We start from the raw sequence: 16,344 nt of genomic DNA, 5'->3' as shown, positions 1-16,344 counted from the left end.
TAGGTGGTGGTCGAAACAAAGCGCGCGTCGGCGACCTGTCCGCCGGAGGACGCGCTCCTTTCAAGACGATCGGAATAGCGCGTGAGAAGTGATCAGGCCAGCAAATGCGCCAGCAGCGCCCTTAGTTGGGCCGGCTTCAGCGGCTTGCGCATCAGTTCGATGCCGCCGGAGCGGGCGGCTTTGGCGACCGCTTCCGAACTGTCGGCGGTGACGATCAGCGCCGGCACGGCGCGGCCGAGATAGTCGCGGACCTCGGCGATGGTCGTGGTACCGAGATCGCCGCCGTCGAGATGCTGGTCGGCAATGACGATGTCGGGCACCCAGTCGGTGTCGCCAAGCATGTCGAGCGCATCGTCGGTCGAGGTCGCGGCCCGCACCAGGCATTGCCAGCGTTCGAGCAGGAAGGTCATGGCCTGCAGCACTTCGATATCGTTCTCGACCAGCAGCACCTTGGTGCCGAACAGGCCATAGCCGCGCGGCCGTTCCATGTCGGCAACGCTGGCGATGGCATCGGCTGGCGCACCGATGCCGACGGGTACATCGATGTGGAAGATCGTGCCGCGTCCGACCTTCGACGAGAATGTCACGGGATGACCGAGCGCGCTGGCCATGCGGCGCACGATGGCGAGCCCGAGCCCGAGACCGCCACCGTCCAGTTCGGCATTGGCCGGCGAGGTGCCGCGGTGGAACTCCTCGAACACCGCCTCGCGCTGGTCGTCGGGAATGCCGCAGCCCGTGTCGGCGACGTCGATGCGGATGGTGTCGCCGCGATGCCTGGTGCCGACAAGCACGCCGCCCGAGCGTGTATAGCCCAGCGCGTTGGAGAGAATGTTCTGCAGGATACGGCGCAGCAGCGTGCGGTCGGAGCGGACCACGGCATGGACCGGCCGGAATTTCAGCGACAGGCCTTTCATCTCCGCCACCGGCAGGAAATCCGAGCGGAGCGACGAGAACAGCGCCTCCAGGCTGACGTCGCTTATGTCGGGCTGCACCACGCCGGCATCGAGCTTGGAGATGTCGAGCAGGGTTCGCAGCAGGTCCTCCATCGTCTCCAGCGAGCGCTCGACCTGCCGCACCAGTTTCTTGCCCTCGTCGCTGGTCTGAACTTCGGCGAGGGCCGAAACCGAAAGGTGGGCGGCATTCAGCGGCTGCAGCACGTCGTGACTGGCAGCGGCGAGGAAACGGGTTTTTGACAGGTTCGCCAGTTCGGCGTTTTCCTTGGCGGCACTGAGGTCAATGTTCGACTGCTCCAGCCGCCGCAAGGTCGAGTGAAGTTCCTCGGTACGTGTACGCACCCGGTTTTCCAGCGAGATCGTGGTCTGGAACAGCGAAAAGGCGTTGCCTTGCTGGTCCATCGAGCGCTCGACGCGGCTGACCAGTGCCGCGTTGATCTTCTTCAGCTTTTCAAGATCGTTTATGTCCCTCAGCGGCATCTCGTTGCGCCGTCCTATTCCGCCGCCTGGCGCTCGCCGAAGGCGATGCCGGTGAAAGTCTGGTTCAGATGCATCGACCGGTACTGTTCGCCATAGGTGCCGAAGCCGATGACATTGTTGACCCGGTAGAGTTCCGAGATCTCGCGAAACACCTGCCGATTGCGTGCGTCCAGCCGGCGCAGCACGCAGTCGAAGCCGAGGATCATGTCGATACCGCCAAGCCTCTCCTCGACGTCGCGCAGGGCGGCGCGCGTCGATTCGACCATGTCCTTGGGCTGAGCGATCGACAGCACGACGCCATCGTCTATGGCGCAGAAGAACGACAGCGAGCCGTCGGCATGCATCTTCTGGATCGACCGGCAATAATATTGTCCGCCCACCTTCACCACCACGGGATGCGAGGCGAAGCTCAGTGGCGTCAGCATCTGCGCGACGATACCGACGGACGCGGCATATTCCTGCGCCGCATTGGTGGCGTTGAACTCGCGCACGATGCGGTGATCTGGATCGGAAGCCGTCACCACCAGTTTCTCATCGGTGGGAACGAAATTGTCGGTCTTGAAGACATGGAAGGGAATTTCGGTCGATATCAGCACGATGATGGCGCTGTCGGAGGTGACCTTGCCGTTCGAGATCAGGCGCGTCGTCTCGAATTTCAGATCGTCGCCGGCGGAGCCGCCAAGCAGCGGAATGTCATCGAGGCCCCAGTGGATGGCTGAACTCACCGCTTCTTCGGCATAGGAGAGCCCGTCGATGAAGCAGAGCGCGAAAGTGCCTTTGGTCCGATCGCAACCGAGGCGTGCGCGCAGCGATCGCCGCAGGGTCTCGACCTCGCCGGTGATCCTGTCCATACCCGACGAGGACAGATTTTCGACCATCACGCTGACGGCGGTAAACGCGGGGGACGGAAGCAGCATGGCCAGCACATGACCATCCTCGAGACCTTGCGGCGTGATCTCGCCGGCAGTCGAGCAGCCGGCGTGGTGGAGCGCCGGCGCGTGGGTCATGAGCGCCTGGGAAAGGGCGCTGGCTTCGACCAGGCTCTGGGAAAAGAACAGCAGGGCAAAGCCCGCGTCTATGGCGGCTGCTTCCAGTGCGATCGCCTTGGCGAACGCCTCCATGTCGGGCTCGTCCGTGGTGAGCGCCGACAGGCCGCATGCATAGCGCGTCTGTGAATTGGCCAGCGATGTTCTCCGCATTTCCTCCGACGCTTTTTGTGCGCGGCTGTTTTAAATGCTTCTGGCGCGCGGGCGTCGACCGACATTGTTGCCTTCAATCGGCGGTTTGGCAATGGGGCCACCGGCACCGCATGTTTGGGCGCGGCCATGACCGAAAGTACAATGTGCCGCGTTTGCGACGTGCTGTTTTTTGTCCGATGTGCGGTGTACCAATAACGCATGGCCGATGCGCCAACGCCGCGTTGGCAACGTGATGACCAAGGTTGATACCCAGGGAGGGACCATGTCGGACGTTTCGTTGATGGTGAACGGAAAGCGGGTCAGCGGTGCTGCCGAGGACCGAACACTTCTGGTTCACTTCCTGCGGGAAAATCTCGGCCTTACCGGCACGCATGTCGGTTGCGACACCTCGCAATGCGGTGCCTGCGTCGTCCACGTCGACGGCAAGGCGGTCAAATCCTGTACGATGCTCGCGGTGCAGGCCTCCGGCTCGACCGTGTTGACGATCGAGGGCCTGGCCAATGGCGCCGACCTGCATCCGGTGCAGGCCGCCTTCAAGGAACATCACGGGCTGCAGTGCGGCTTCTGCACGCCGGGCATGATCATGACGGCGACCGACATGATCGGTCGCCACCCCGAAGGGCTCGACGAGGCGACGGTGCGTGCCGAGCTCGACGGCAACATCTGCCGCTGCACCGGCTACCACAACATCGTCAAGGCGATCCTCGCCGCATCGACGACGATGAAGGGGTCGAAGGGTAAGGCGAAACAAGCGGCTTGAACGAGGCAGTAGGGCAATAAGGCAGTAGGGCAGTAGGGAATCGGAGCCAATTTTTCCCTACTGCCGTACTGCCCTACTCACCTACTCCCCTACAATCTCGGGAGGAATTTCTGATGGGCATTGAAGGTGTTGGCGCTCGGGTCGCGCGCAAGGAAGACAAACGATTCATCACGGGCGCCGGCCGCTATGTCGACGACATGGTGGTTCCCGGCATGAAGCACGCCGCCTTCGTGCGCAGTCCGCACGCGCATGCGCAGATCAAGAAGATCGATGTGAAGAAGGCCCAAGGCATGCCCGGCGTCATCGGCGTGCTGACCGGCAAGGAACTCAAGGCCGATGGCATCGGCAATCTCATCTGCGGCTGGATGATCCACTCCAAGGACGGCTCGCCGATGAAGATGGGGGCATGGTCGCCACTCGCCTTCGACCGGGTCCGTTATGTCGGTGACGCCGTCGTCATTGTCGTCGCCGAGACCAAGGGGCACGCGCGTGACGCCGCCGAGGCGGTCGAGATCACCTACAAGGAGTTGAAGGCCGTCGTCGACGCCTCCAAGGCGATGGACAAGGGTGCGCCGCAGATCCACCCCGAAGCGGACAACAATCTGATCTTCGACTGGGACATCGGCAATGCCGACGACACGGAAGCGGCCTTCGGGAAGGCAGCCCATGTGGTCAAGATGGACATCATCAACAACCGGCTGGTGCCTAACGCCATGGAGCCGCGCGCCGCACTTGGCCATTACGACAAGGCCGAGGATCACTACACCTGCTGGACGACCTCGCAGAACCCGCATGTGGCGCGGCTGGTGATGAGCGCCTTCTACAATGTCGCGCCGGAAAACAAGCTGCGCGTGATCGCGCCCGATGTCGGCGGCGGTTTCGGCTCGAAGATCTACATCTATCCCGAAGAGATCGTCTGCCTGTGGGCGTCGAAGAAGACCGGCGTGCCGGTCAAATGGGTGGCTGACCGGACCGAGAGTTTTCTGACCGACGCGCATGGCCGCGACCATCACACCCATGCTGAAATGGCCTTCGACAAGGACCACAGGATCCTCGGCCTGAAGGTCGAAACCCAGGCCAATCTCGGCGCCTATATGTCGCTGTTTTCGTCGGCGACGCCTACCTACCTCTATGCGACGCTGCTGTCGGGCCAGTACAATATCCCGGCCATCCACGCCAATGTGAAGGCGATCTATACCAACACCGCGCCCGTCGATGCGTATCGCGGGGCAGGGCGGCCGGAAGCGACCTTCGTCATGGAGCGCATGATGGAGACGGCGGCCCGCCAGTTCGGCGTCTCGCCGGCCGAGCTGCGGCGCAAGAACTTCGTCACAGCGTTTCCGCATCAGACGCCGGTCATCATGTGCTATGATGCCGGCGACTATGCCGCTTCGCTCGATGCGGCAATGAAGGCGTCGGATTATGCCGGCTTTGCCAAGCGCAAGGCCGCCGCCGCCAAGAAGGGGCTGCTGCGCGGCATTGGCATGAGCTGCTACATCGAAGCCTGCGGCATCGCGCCGTCTGCTGCCGTCGGCTCGCTCGGCGCCGGTGTCGGCCTTTGGGAATCGGCGGAAGTGCGCGTCAACGCGGTCGGCACGATCGAGGTGCTGACTGGCTCGCACAGCCACGGCCAGGGCCATGAGACGACCTTCGCGCAACTGGTCAACGAGCGCTTCGGCGTGCCGCTCGATTCGGTCTCGATCGTGCATGGCGACACCGACAAGGTGCAGATGGGCATGGGCACCTATGGCTCGCGCTCGGGTGCAGTCGGCATGTCGGCCATCGTCAAGGCCCTCGACAAGGTCGAGGCCAAGGCCAAGAAGATCGCGGCACACCTGCTCGAAGCCGACGAAGGCGATATCGTCATCGAGAATGGCGCGCTGAAGGTCGCCGGCACCGACAAGAACGTGCCGTGGTTCCAGATGGCGCTGGCCGCCTACACTGCCCACAACCTGCCGGGCGGCATGGAGCCCGGGCTGAAGGAGACGGCGTTCTACGATCCGTCGAATTTCACCTTCCCGGCGGGCTGCTATATCTGCGAGGTCGAGGTCGACCCGGAAACCGGCGTCACCGAGATCGTCCAGTTCGTCGCTGCCGACGATTTCGGCAACATCATCAACCCGATGATCGTCGAGGGCCAGGTGCATGGCGGGCTGGCGCAAGGCATCGGCCAGGCGCTGCTCGAAGGCGCCCATTATGACAATAGCGGCCAGCTTTTGACCGCGAGCTACATGGACTACACCATGCCGCGCGCCGGCGATCTGCCGTCGTTCAAGGTCTCGACCTCGAACACGCCATGCCCGGGCAATCCGTTGGGGATCAAGGGCTGCGGCGAGGCCGGCGCCATCGGTTCGCCGCCGGCGGTGATCAACGCCCTCACCGACGCCATCGGCAGCAACGATCTTGCCATGCCGGCTTCGCCGTCCACCGTCTGGGCCGCGATCCGCGCGACGAAACACTGAAAGCGAATAGCGAATAGGGAGTAGCGAATAGGGAAGAGAAGGCGGTGCGACTGGATAGATCCTATTCGCTATTCGCTACTCCCTATTCGCCCATTCACCCAAGGGAGAATTCCATGTACGCAGTCAACTATCACCGCGCCGCCTCGGTCGCCGATGCTGCCAAGCTGGTCAAGACAGGCGACGCCAAGCTGCTTTCGGGCGGTATGACGCTGATCCCGGCGATGAAGACGCGGCTTGCCGCGCCGTCGGACCTTGTCGACCTGTCGCGGATCGCGGAGCTGCAGGGCGTCAAGGTGTCGGGCAAGACCGTCACCATCGGCGCCGCCACCACGCATCACGCCGTTGCCAATGACGAGAAGCTGAAGAAGGCCTGTCCGGCGCTTGCCCATCTGGCGTCACTGATCGGCGATCCGGCGGTGCGCCACAAGGGGACGATCGGCGGCTCGATCGCCAACAACGACCCGGCGGCCGATTATCCGGCGGCGCTGCTGGCGCTGGGCGCCACCATTATCACCAACAAGCGCGAGATCGCTGCCGACAAATTCTTCAAGGGTCTGTTCGAGACCTCGTTGAAGGAAGGCGAGATCGTCACCGCGGTCACCTTCACCGCGCCGGCCAAGGCGGCCTATGAAAAGTTCCGCAATCCGGCATCGCGCTACGCCATCGTCGGCGTGTTCGTTGCCAAGGGCAAGGATGGCGTCAGCGTCGCCGTCACTGGAGCCGGCGATGACGGCGTCTTCCGCTCGAAGGAGATCGAGGCAGCATTGGCCAAGAATTTCGCGGCCTCGGCACTGGAAGGTGTGAAAGTGCCGGCGAAGAATCTGATGACCGACATCCATGCCTCGGCCGATTATCGCGCCAATCTGATCGCGGTGATGGCCAAGCGCGCGGTTGCGGCAGCCAACGCCTGAGAAACTGTTTGGAAACTCTACTCCGGCGGCCATCTGATGGCGTTTTCTGTGCTTCCGGTGCTCACGTACCAAAAGTACGCTCCGCTCCGGTTCTCGAAACCACCACCATATGACTCGCCAGGGCGAGTTTCGAAACAGTTTCTAATACGATCAGTCGCAGACAAGGCAAGGGGCCTCCGTGACCCCTTTTTCTCGTGCGGCGGCCTGCATCCGTTCAGTTGCTGATGGATCGCTGCCGCACTGCTTGAAGCAAATCCCCGCCGAGCCGGAGGCCGGACCTGATCCGGCAGCAATCTCGCACTTGCACAAATTCATATTGCACTGCAATATGGACTGGGCGGGAATGCGAGCTGGGTTCGAAATGTACCGTCGTACCCTTCGCATACCTATTGCGAGAGGATCGGCATGACCGACATTTCCGCGACGCATGTCGTTCCGTCCCGATCCGCCGCCGACAGATCAACCAGAACAAGACTGGCCTATCTCGACGGCTGGCGCGGGCTTTCGATCGCGCTGGTTCTGATCGGCCATTTCTTTCCGGTTCCGGGAATCAATCTTGGCGTGCTGGGCGTCGAATTCTTCTTCGTGCTCAGCGGCCGGCTGATGGGCGAGATCCTGTTCATCGAACGCTACCCGCTGAAAAAATTCTTCAAACGCCGCTTCTCCCGCATCTATCCGGCTCTTCTGGTCTTCGTAGTCGTCGCGATGATCGCGCTCTCCGGCACGTTCCTCGCCTTCAAATGGAAGGCCGCGCTGACGGCGCTGACATTCACCTACAATTATGCCGGCATTCTCGTGGCTCGGGCAGGGGCGCTCGACCATATCTGGTCGCTCTGCATCGAGGAGCACGCCTACATCATCCTGGCGCTGATCAGCGTCATCGTCTCAAGTCGCTCTCGCGTGGTCGTGCTGCTCCTGGCGCTGGCCTTGCTGGCCATGGCCAATGGCGCGGTTTCGTACTGGGTCTTGGGGATGGACTACGAAACCACTTATTGGCGCACGGATGTGCACATCGCGTCGATCCTGCTGTCGGCTTCGATCTGCCTGCTCAAGGCCGACGGCAGGCTGCCGGCGTTTTTGAGAGGCAAGCATGTGGCCCTGGTGGCGACGGTCTGTGCCGTTGTCCTGTTCCTGGATCGGGTGCCGACGCCGATGCACTATCTCTTCGCGGTGCCGCTGCTGGCTCTGGCCGTCAACGCACTCGATTTCAGCCCACGGTATTTTTCCGGATTGCTGTCGTCCTGGCCGATGGCGACGCTGGGGCTGTGGTCGTACTCGCTCTATTTATGGCAGCAGCCGTTCTACAAATTCGTCTATGAGCAAGGCAGCGCGCCGATACCGATGCTGGCCGCGGTCTTCGCTTGCGCGGCCTGCAGCTACTACCTCATAGAGCGCCCGGCGCGCGAATGGCTCAACCGTAACTGGTGAATGCCGTCGTGCCCGGCCAGATGATCGTGAGTGCAGGAGGAGGGATCGCGCTTCATAAGCAGACAGTCAATTAATTGTTTCTAATTTAACTTTCGGGAAAGCAATGACCTGCTTTCCGATCTAGGCCAGTCTCATTAGACATTGGTCTTATGGCAGGCATTCCTTATTGCCTCACCGGCTTACCGCCTAGTTTGTTCGCAGGACACATCTGAGAAGATGGTTCGAAGACGCATCTGGGAGGATGGAATGGATACGACCGGGGAAAGGGTGGGCGGCTGGCTCGACCGCTCACGCACCGTCGCCGAGCCTGGCTTCAGCAGGTGGATGGTGCCGCCGGCGGCGCTCTGCATCCACCTTTGCATCGGCCAGGCCTATGCGTTCAGCGTTTTCAACTTGCCGATGTCTAAGCTGATCGGCATCACCGACTCGGCGCCCGACGACTGGAAATTGACCGGCCTCGGCTGGATTTTCTCGATCGCGATCCTGTTCCTGGGCATTGCGGCGGCGTTCGGCGGTGGCTGGCTGGATCGCGTTGGTCCGCGCAAAGCCATGGTCGCTTCTGCCTGCTGTTTCGGCGGCGGCTTCATAGTCTCGGCGCTCGGCGTCTATCTGCACCAATTGTGGATCATCTATCTCGGCTACGGCGTGCTGGGCGGCATCGGTCTCGGCCTCGGCTATATCTCGCCGGTCAAGACGCTGATCACCTGGTTTCCGGACCGGCCGGGCATGGCAACCGGCATGGCGATCATGGGCTTCGGCGGCGGCGCCTTCATCGCCTCGCCGCTGTCGGTTTATCTGATGAAGCTGTTTTCGACGCCTGAGCACATCGGCGTCGCCGAAACCTTCCTGGTGCTGGGCATCGTGTATTTCGTCTTCATGCTGATCGGCGCCGTTATCGTCAGGGTGCCGCCGGAGGGCTGGAGGCCTGCCGGATGGACGCCGCCGGCGGCACAGAATGCGATGGTGACGACGTCCAATGTCCATCTCGACGATGCGTTGAAGACGCCGCAGTTCTGGCTGCTGTGGGGCGTGCTGTGCCTTAATGTGACGGCAGGGATCGGCGTGCTCGGCCAGGCCTCGGCGATGAGCCAGGAGATGTTTCCGGGACGCATCACGCCTGCCGCTGCCGCCGGCTTCGTCGGCCTGCTGTCGATCTTCAACATGCTCGGCCGCTTCTTCTGGGCCTCGACCAGCGATTATATCGGCCGCAAGACAACTTATGCCATCTTCTTCGCGCTGGGCGTCGTCCTCTATGCGGCGGTGCCGTGGACCGGCCAGACCGGCAGCGTTTTCCTGTTCGTGCTGTTCTACGGGATCATCCTCAGCATGTATGGCGGCGGCTTCGCCACCATTCCCGCTTACCTGCGCGACGTCTTCGGCGTGCGTTACGTCGGCGCCATCCACGGCCGATTGCTGACCGCGTGGTCGGTGGCGGGCGTGCTTGGCCCGGTGCTGGTGAATTATATCAGGCAGTACCAGATCGACAGCGGCGTTGCGAAGGCCGACGCCTACACGGTCACCATGTACATCATGGCCGGCCTGCTGGTTGTCGGCCTCCTGCTCAACCTGATGATGCGGCCCGTCAATGCGCGCTTCCACATGAAGACCGAACCAGCGGTGGCTTAGAGTCAGTTCCATCCCGATAGAATCGGGATGGGCTCTATCTTATTGTTTGAGCATGATCTTTTCCGAAAACCGGAGTCCACTTTCGGGATCAGCTCTGAGGAGACCGACCATGGCGCAAGACAACGAGAATTCGATCAAACTCACGCTGGCCTGGCTGCTGGTCGGCATCCCGTTGGTCTGGGGGTTCTGGATGACGCTGGTGAGTGCGACAGCCCTGTTCCAGTAGTCCTCGTCTTCGTGCGCGGATCTGCCTGGTCTGTCAGGCGCTGATCTGCCTGACGTAATAGCGCACCGCTTTCTTGCCGCCATGGATGACGGCGTCGCCGGCCTCGACGAAGCCGAGCGCGGCGTGAAAGGCATCCGAGGCGGGGTTCGGCGGGGCGGTGTTGACTTCGCAGGTGACCAGCGTGTGGCCGGCGCGCTCAACATGGCCGAACAGGTCCTGATAGAGCCGGCGGGCGTGGCCGCGGCCGCGTGCGTGCGCCGCCACGACGACCCGGTCGACATAGACGAAGCGCTCATAGCGTTCGCGGAACCACAGGAAATTCGGGCTGTCGTAGCGGGCGTCCTGGTCGAAGGTCATGATGAAGGCTTCGAGATCGCCGATGCGCCTGGTGTAAAATGCTTCGCCAAGCAGGAAGGACAGCCGCTCAGCCTCCAGCCACGACAGTTCGGCGGCATGCTCGTTGTTGAGCGCCAGGATCGCCGCTTCGTCTTGGGCCGATACACGGGCTATCGGGGCAGGGCTCGAGGTCATGCCTTGGCTGCCGCGATCGTTGCCGCTACCAGCGCTGTGTCGGTCAGCGTGTTGCGGTACTCGCGATCGAGATCGGAACCACCCATGCCGACATGGGGATTGCGGTAGTCCATGGCACTCGGCACATCCTTTAGGGCGGCAAAATGCATTTCGGACAGGCCGGTTCTGCTGCGCACTTCGGCAATGTTGTGCACATCCAGTCCGCCGCAGCCGAGGATGACGATGCGGTCGCCGGCCTGCCGCACCAGATCCGCCAACAGCGGCAAGCCTTCGATGGCAGTGTCACGCTGGCCGCTGGTCAGCACGCGGCCGACCTTGCTGCGGATCAGCGATTCGAGCGCCTCGGCCGGCTCGCGCGTCATGTCGAAGGCGCGTGGCAGGTGACGTTCAAGGGGCCGGCGGCCTGCGTCAGTTCGCTCATGCGCGCCTCGTCCATGGTGCCATCGGCGTTCAGGCAGCCAAACACCACGCCGGGCACGCCGAGTTCGCGCAGTGCCGAGACATCTGCCAGCATCGAGGCATATTCGGTCTCACTGTAGAGAAAATCGCCGCCGCGCGGCCGCACCATGACATGAAACGGCACGTTTGCCTGCTCGATGGCGGCGCGGATCGTGCCGAGGCTTGGCGTAATCCCGCCTTCGACGAGGCTGGCGCACAGTTCGACCCGGTCGGCGCCGGCGGCTTGCGCCGCGAGAAGGCCGTCAATGCCTTCGACACAGATTTCGATCAGCGGCAGGCGGAGAGCTTTGGTCAAGGGGCGATCCATTCCATGATTTCCCGGCCAGCCCTACCACCGCGCCGGTTGCTGCGAAAGCGCGAACAGACTTTCGCGCCGGGCACGGACTTCGCGGTTATTGGCGCAATTCCGTGTTCTTGGCGCCTTGCTCGACCTGATCGATCACCAGAAGCTTCACCTCGATATCACCGATATTGGTGGCCTGATGCCACTGGCCGATCATTTCGATGATGAAATCGCCGGCCTTGTAGGTGTTGCTGTCGCCGGTCTCGACATTGGTGACCTTCAGCGTGCCGGCCTGGACATAGGCATAGCGCGGGAAAGGGTGCCTGTGGACCGGCAAGGTCGCGCCCGGCGCGATGTCGTAGGTCGAGACCAGCACCTGCACGTTCTTCTGCGGCAGCGTGATCGGTTGGCCGGACGCGGTCGTCGTGCGCGACGCAAGAGGGGTCACGACGACAGGCGTGCCGCTGCTGTCCAGCGCGTGGGCCGGGTTCGCGGAAAAGGCTGCCGCGAGCAGCAGTCCGGACATCAAAATTTTTCGCATGATTCGCATCCACCCCTGGCGTCAACATCGCGCAGTGGCCACCAGCACGCAAGGCAGCGCCTTGGGCACCTGCCTGCCGGCCAAAAATATTTTTGTCGCCCCTCTTGAAGGAAAAAAACACGATTACCAGATCGTTTTCCGTCGAGGCTTCGGCTCGACATACTGGCGTCGCAGCGACGCTGCGACAGCCTCGTAATCCATGTTGCTTCACGGAGGATATGGCTATGAGAAGCTCTGATTATACCCCTCTTTACCGCACAACGGTCGGCTTCGACCGTCTCTTCGATATGCTCGAAAAAAGCGTACGCTCCGACTGGCCTCCCTACAATATCGAGAAGACCGGCGAGAACGACTATCGCATTACGATGGCTATCGCCGGCTTCGCTCTCGATGAGGTCGAACTCATGCAGAACGGCCCCGAATTGTCTGTCGTCGGCCAAAGGAAACCCGACCAGGAAAATCGGGAGGTCCTTCATCGCGGCTTGGCGACGGGCAACTTCAAGCAGGTGTTCAAACTTGCCGACCACGTAAAGGTCAAGGCGGCCAACCTCGAGAATGGCTTGCTGTCAGTGGACCTGGTCCGCGAAGTGCCCGAGGAACTCAAGCCTCGGCGCATTGAGATAGGGTCCGAAGCCAAAGCGGTTTCGCTCGAGCAACCCGGCAAGAAGCAGTTGATCGACTCGGATGCGGAGCCTCAACGCGAGGTCGCCTGATTCCCTGGACCTAAATCTACGGTCCGCCTCCCGGTTCGGCCGGGAGGCACAGATCGCGGAGAATGGAGATGAGAACCGACACTTACAGTTTTCACCAACCTGAACCGAAAAATCTTGCCGCGGAATCCGCCGGATTGCGGACAGATGATGTGCTGAACGAGGAGACGATGACGATCGGTGCAAAGCGGGCTTTGCTCGCTTTCTGGGCTTCCGACGTTCATGCGGTTCCTGACAATCCCGCGTTGCGGCAATTGGACAACGGCGCCATCGTGGAAGTCAGCGACATACTTCGCGCCCTCCGCCTTCTGGACGAAACCGGGCGGGAACCGCGTGTTTCAAAGGAGTCGGGAACCGTCAGCCTGTCTTTCGACCGACGCCGCAAGAAGAGCCGGCTCGGTTGGATGCGGCGCCCCTGGCGAGATGACGATGATGATCCGCCGCCAATCCCGGCCTTTGCGACGGTGCCGCCCGGGCGTGGAGGCGGCGGCATGTTGGCCGAGCCGGAGCATGCAATCGCATGATGACCCAAGCCAGCAACAACCCACCTGCGGAATGGAGGATCACATGAGTTACAGGACGTTCGACCGACCGGTCCTGGTCAAGAATGGCGAGTTCGTTCAAGAAATAGGGTGCCTCGACGATGCGTTCGACTTCTTTGAGGAGTGGCCAAGGGAACGGCGAGGTCCGATTTTCGAAACGGCCTTTCGAGCTTGCCAGCGTGCTCACGACGGCCAGGTTCCGCTGACGGTGGCGCGCGATGCCGTCGCCGGCTTCGCAAGATCCGTCAAAATCTTGCAGGACCCGCTTGCCCAATTCCCTTGGATGGACGGCACAAGGTCAGGTCGTGGTGGGGTAATCGCTTAGCCTTGATAAGGGGCGGCCCCATCAGGATGGTCCGGCTGCATGGTCGTCGTTTCCGCATCGCTACAAGGTGAGCTGCCCTGCCAGCTCACCTTTGGCGGGCGGTTGTTGTTCGCGCCGTTAGTACGGTTTTTTGGCGGGCGCGTCCGCGTCGCCATCAGCGGCATGCGACACTATCGCAGATTATGCCACGGCCCTCAGCGGAGGCTCCGCCATTGTCCCCAGGCCGTCGCATTCCGTGCAGGCCCCCGTTTTTCCGGGGCAGCCACCCCGATGGGTTCCCTGCGGGCAGCAGTGCCCGTTTGACGCATACCATTTGGAGCAGTCGAAAATCCTGCCGCTGCCATGACAGCGCAGGCATTCCATATTCGATGAAGTCATACCCAATTCTTGCCCAACCCAAACGCACTCGCCCCATGCCGCAAGTAACAGGAATCATTGCGCTTTCAAGCACACTGCCCTGACTTAAATTGGGGGGATCGACGGATGGCCGGCATCGATGGCGAACTATCGTTGCGCCGTAATTACGTTGCTCGTGAAAATCTTGCTCGTCACAAGCCGGGTTGGGCATTGGTCGGCACCAGCAGGCTGCGCCGCCTTGTCCGGTTCCTTGTCGGCAGTGACAGCGACTACGTCGCCGGGCTGCGCGTTGGCGGCCTGTGTGGCCGTGGACGCGAAGAGGACCGTCTGAGTGATGAGAGCCGAAACCGCGGCAACCTGAACCAGCACGGCGGCAAGGGCGATCTTCTTGAGCATGCGAGAAAACGCTTTTTGGCGCTCCCGGTTCCCCCATTCAGGTTTTCGGCTTGCTGCGGGAACAAGGGACCGGCAGTGCGGTTAACTCGATTATGCCGAGCAAGATCAAAGAACCACCATCGAAGCCCGAACCGGAGAAGCTACCTGTCCGACGTCGGGACAAAGAAGCCCCGCCAGAGCTTGAACATGTCGACCCGCCACCACGAGATGTGCGAGAGGCACCGGCACCCAACCCGAACGGTGACAAGAGATGAAATCCTGATGAGATCGCGGTGAAGAGATCGCCGTGATCGAAGCGCGCTGCATAGCGGCGCCAGGTCAAGTTGAGGATCAACCTGCGGCTGCCTGCGGTTTTCCAGACATGCCATAGATCAGCCCCTATGGGCGACCTGACCGTCTCAACGCTTTGAAGAATTTGGCTCCCCGGGCCGGATTCGAACCAGCGACCAACCGGTTAACAGCCGGTTGCTCTACCACTGAGCTACCGGGGAACGGAGGCTCTTATGTGAGTGGCGCAGCCTATAGCTGCCCTTTTCGGCTTTGCAAAGAAGCTTTTCACATTTTTCCGAGGCTTTTTCGCGCAGGCCTTTCTCGCAATCGTCGAAGGATGCCCTCATATTAGCCGTCTTGGCAGGGATATGGAACCGAAAGCGCGGCGGCGGCTTTGGTTTGAGCATGCTTGCGAACGATCGAAACGGGTCAATCTTTCGAGACGATGACAGCACAAGACAACCAGATGCCGGCGCGCAAAATCTCCGTTTTCGGGCGCGAGTTCAAAATGCCGCGCTCGCGCGGGCTCAGAATCACGATCGGCATCCTGCTGACCATCGGTGGCATCCTCGGTTTCCTGCCGATCCTCGGCTTCTGGATGGTTCCGCTCGGATTGCTGGTGCTGTCCTATGAATTCGCCATGGTCCGCCGTCACCGGCGTCGCTTTGTCGTCTGGTGGGAACGGCGTCGCCGGCCCGATTGACCGCCGATAGCGCAAGGTGGTGTTTCAGTGGGCGGCCTGCTCTTCCAGTGCCTCACGGATCTGCTTGAGAACAGCCGCGGCCGAGGCAAGCCTTGCCCTGTCATGCGGCGACAGGATGCGTTTCTTCTCCCATCAGGCTATGCTTAACTGTCCGCTAATAAAGCGGTCCGATGATTTGCCGGACGCCGTCCGGACTGACGCGAGGAAACCGTTCGGAATGCAAGGTGGCCGCTTGACGGCATTTTCGCCGCAACCTATTGGAACCGGGTGGAACGCCGGGAGCAATGAGGCCTCGTGGCGGAGTGGTTACGCAGAGGACTGCAAATCCTTGCACCCCGGTTCGATTCCGGGCGAGGCCTCCAATGCCCGGGCCCCCGCGCGGCAGCGCAGGGGCCTGAAGTTCCTGACACAATGGACCGCGGTTCTGGCGCGGCAAGCGGACTGGTTGGGACATGAGCGCTGATTTCTCCGAACTACGCGTCAAGATGGTCGACGGCCAGGTCCGCACCACAGATGTGACCAGCGCGCCGCTGCTCGATGCAATGCTTGTCGTCCCAAGAGAGATGTTTGTCGGCGCCGCCCAGCGCGATCTCGCCTATATCGACGAGGACATCCGCATTGCAGCCGGCGCGGACGGTTCGCGCTACCTGATGGAAGCGTCGCCGTTGGCCAAGCTTATCCAGCTGGCCGAGATCAACCCGACCGATTCGGTGCTCGATGTCGGTTGCGGAACGGGCTACGCCTCGGCCATCCTGTCGCGGCTGGCCGGGTCCGTAGTGGCGCTCGAAAACGATTCGGCGCTGGCGGAAACCGCCAGATCGACGCTTTCGTCGCTTGGCTGCGGCAATGTGACCGTCGTCCAGGGCGCGTTGCCGCAGGGGCATGCCGCCAAGGCGCCTTATGATGTTATCTTTATCGGTGGCAGTGTCGCGGAAGTGCCGGCCCCGTTGCTCGACCAGCTTGCCGAAGGCGGCCGACTCGTCGCCGTCGAAGGGCAGGGCAATTCCGGCGTGGCCCGTCTCTTTTTCAAGGCCGGGGGGGTTGTAACCGGAAGACGTGCATTTAATGCGGCAATTAAGCCACTACCGGGGTTTGAACGCATTCGTGCTTTCGAATTCTGAATGATTTGGCCTTGCAGCAGAGGCTTTGTCATGGTCGCTTGCATTTGAACGATCGCTGCTG

The 16,344-nt window shown here is 61.7% G+C and carries 17 protein-coding genes, 2 tRNA genes and 1 pseudogene; 13 read left to right on the top strand and 7 right to left on the bottom strand.

Translation table 11 applies throughout. From position 1 onward, the window contains the following. Positions 1-92 precede the first annotated feature (92 nt). Together AC0L2D_RS00745 and AC0L2D_RS00740 are read right to left on the bottom strand one after the other, a co-directional pair. Complete coding sequence (locus tag AC0L2D_RS00745) at positions 93-1,433, bottom strand: hybrid sensor histidine kinase/response regulator (protein ID WP_013531263.1); 1,341 nt, start codon at positions 1,431-1,433, stop codon at positions 93-95. Between the two features lie 14 nt (positions 1,434-1,447). Then, positions 1,448-2,632 (bottom strand): FIST signal transduction protein, encoded by a 1,185-nt coding sequence (locus AC0L2D_RS00740; protein WP_050580471.1) that lies wholly within the window; start codon positions 2,630-2,632, stop codon positions 1,448-1,450. A 262-nt stretch (positions 2,633-2,894) separates the two neighbouring features. Here AC0L2D_RS00740 and AC0L2D_RS00735 point away from each other — a divergent pair, with 262 nt between their 5' ends. From AC0L2D_RS00735 to AC0L2D_RS00710, 6 genes are all read left to right on the top strand, one after another. Beyond that, positions 2,895-3,392, top strand: a complete 498-nt coding sequence (locus AC0L2D_RS00735) for a (2Fe-2S)-binding protein (protein WP_013531265.1) — start codon at positions 2,895-2,897, stop codon at positions 3,390-3,392. 113 nt (positions 3,393-3,505) lie between these two features. Next, positions 3,506-5,854 (top strand): xanthine dehydrogenase family protein molybdopterin-binding subunit, encoded by a 2,349-nt coding sequence (locus tag AC0L2D_RS00730; protein WP_473540107.1) that lies wholly within the window; start codon positions 3,506-3,508, stop codon positions 5,852-5,854. Between the two features lie 113 nt (positions 5,855-5,967). Further along, entirely contained in the window at positions 5,968-6,765 is a 798-nt protein-coding gene (locus tag AC0L2D_RS00725) for an FAD binding domain-containing protein (protein ID WP_063172334.1), read from the top strand. Between the two features lie 405 nt (positions 6,766-7,170). After that, complete coding sequence (locus tag AC0L2D_RS00720; RefSeq protein WP_013531268.1) at positions 7,171-8,193, top strand: acyltransferase family protein; 1,023 nt, start codon at positions 7,171-7,173, stop codon at positions 8,191-8,193. 246 nt (positions 8,194-8,439) lie between these two features. Beyond that, entirely contained in the window at positions 8,440-9,819 is a 1,380-nt protein-coding gene (locus AC0L2D_RS00715) for an L-lactate MFS transporter (protein WP_473540106.1), read from the top strand. A 109-nt stretch (positions 9,820-9,928) separates the two neighbouring features. Next, positions 9,929-10,045 (top strand): MFS transporter small subunit, encoded by a 117-nt coding sequence (locus tag AC0L2D_RS00710; protein WP_013531270.1) that lies wholly within the window; start codon positions 9,929-9,931, stop codon positions 10,043-10,045. Positions 10,046-10,078: 33 nt separating this feature from the next. Here AC0L2D_RS00710 and AC0L2D_RS00705 read toward each other — a convergent pair whose 3' ends face one another. From AC0L2D_RS00705 to AC0L2D_RS00695, 3 genes and pseudogenes are all read right to left on the bottom strand, one after another. After that, a complete protein-coding gene (locus AC0L2D_RS00705; RefSeq protein WP_063168154.1) occupies positions 10,079-10,576 on the bottom strand; it encodes a GNAT family N-acetyltransferase in 498 nt (165 codons plus the stop codon). Then, positions 10,573-11,342: pseudogene (locus AC0L2D_RS00700) on the bottom strand (copper homeostasis protein CutC). The gene AC0L2D_RS00705 and the pseudogene AC0L2D_RS00700 overlap by 4 nt, the downstream one beginning before the upstream one ends. Positions 11,343-11,427: 85 nt before the next feature. Beyond that, positions 11,428-11,859, bottom strand: a complete 432-nt coding sequence (locus AC0L2D_RS00695) for a cupin domain-containing protein (protein ID WP_024503833.1) — start codon at positions 11,857-11,859, stop codon at positions 11,428-11,430. Here AC0L2D_RS00695 and AC0L2D_RS00690 point away from each other — a divergent pair. The 4 genes from AC0L2D_RS00690 (at position 11,777) to AC0L2D_RS00675 (ending at position 13,436) form a co-directional block, all read left to right on the top strand. Continuing rightward, a complete protein-coding gene (locus AC0L2D_RS00690) occupies positions 11,777-12,055 on the top strand; it encodes a hypothetical protein (protein WP_164753782.1) in 279 nt (92 codons plus the stop codon). The two genes, AC0L2D_RS00695 and AC0L2D_RS00690, sit on opposite strands and share 83 nt — an antisense overlap. Before the next feature lie 28 nt (positions 12,056-12,083). Next, positions 12,084-12,572: an Hsp20 family protein gene (locus AC0L2D_RS00685; protein ID WP_013531273.1), complete on the top strand. Its 489-nt coding sequence runs from the start codon at positions 12,084-12,086 to the stop codon at positions 12,570-12,572. Between the two features lie 68 nt (positions 12,573-12,640). Next, on the top strand, positions 12,641-13,093 hold the full coding sequence (locus tag AC0L2D_RS00680; protein ID WP_473540105.1) for a hypothetical protein: 453 nt from the start codon (positions 12,641-12,643) through the stop codon (positions 13,091-13,093). 43 nt (positions 13,094-13,136) lie between these two features. After that, positions 13,137-13,436: a DUF982 domain-containing protein gene (locus AC0L2D_RS00675; RefSeq protein ID WP_473540104.1), complete on the top strand. Its 300-nt coding sequence runs from the start codon at positions 13,137-13,139 to the stop codon at positions 13,434-13,436. Between the two features lie 504 nt (positions 13,437-13,940). Here the strand turns inward: AC0L2D_RS00675 and AC0L2D_RS00670 are convergent. Both AC0L2D_RS00670 and AC0L2D_RS00665 read right to left on the bottom strand, forming a co-directional pair. Continuing rightward, the gene (locus tag AC0L2D_RS00670) at positions 13,941-14,189 is read right to left on the bottom strand and encodes a hypothetical protein (RefSeq protein WP_275952890.1); all 249 of its coding nucleotides are present in this window, start codon (positions 14,187-14,189) and stop codon (positions 13,941-13,943) included. Between the two features lie 416 nt (positions 14,190-14,605). Beyond that, positions 14,606-14,680, bottom strand: a tRNA-Asn gene (locus tag AC0L2D_RS00665). Positions 14,681-14,904: 224 nt separating this feature from the next. On the opposite strand from AC0L2D_RS00665, the gene AC0L2D_RS00660 reads away from it, so the two are divergent. From AC0L2D_RS00660 to AC0L2D_RS00650, 3 genes are all read left to right on the top strand, one after another. Next, positions 14,905-15,162, top strand: a complete 258-nt coding sequence (locus AC0L2D_RS00660) for a hypothetical protein (protein ID WP_024503836.1) — start codon at positions 14,905-14,907, stop codon at positions 15,160-15,162. Positions 15,163-15,450: 288 nt separating this feature from the next. Beyond that, positions 15,451-15,524 (top strand) — tRNA-Cys (locus AC0L2D_RS00655). A gap of 90 nt (positions 15,525-15,614) precedes the next feature. After that, positions 15,615-16,283 carry a protein-L-isoaspartate O-methyltransferase family protein gene (locus tag AC0L2D_RS00650; protein WP_024503837.1) on the top strand — a complete coding sequence of 223 codons (669 nt, stop codon included), beginning with the start codon at positions 15,615-15,617 and terminating at the stop codon, positions 16,281-16,283. Positions 16,284-16,344 lie beyond the last annotated feature (61 nt).

The sequence above is a fragment of the Mesorhizobium sp. WSM4833 genome, from assembly GCF_055811095.1.
This window is presented reverse-complemented; position numbering and strand designations above follow the sequence as displayed.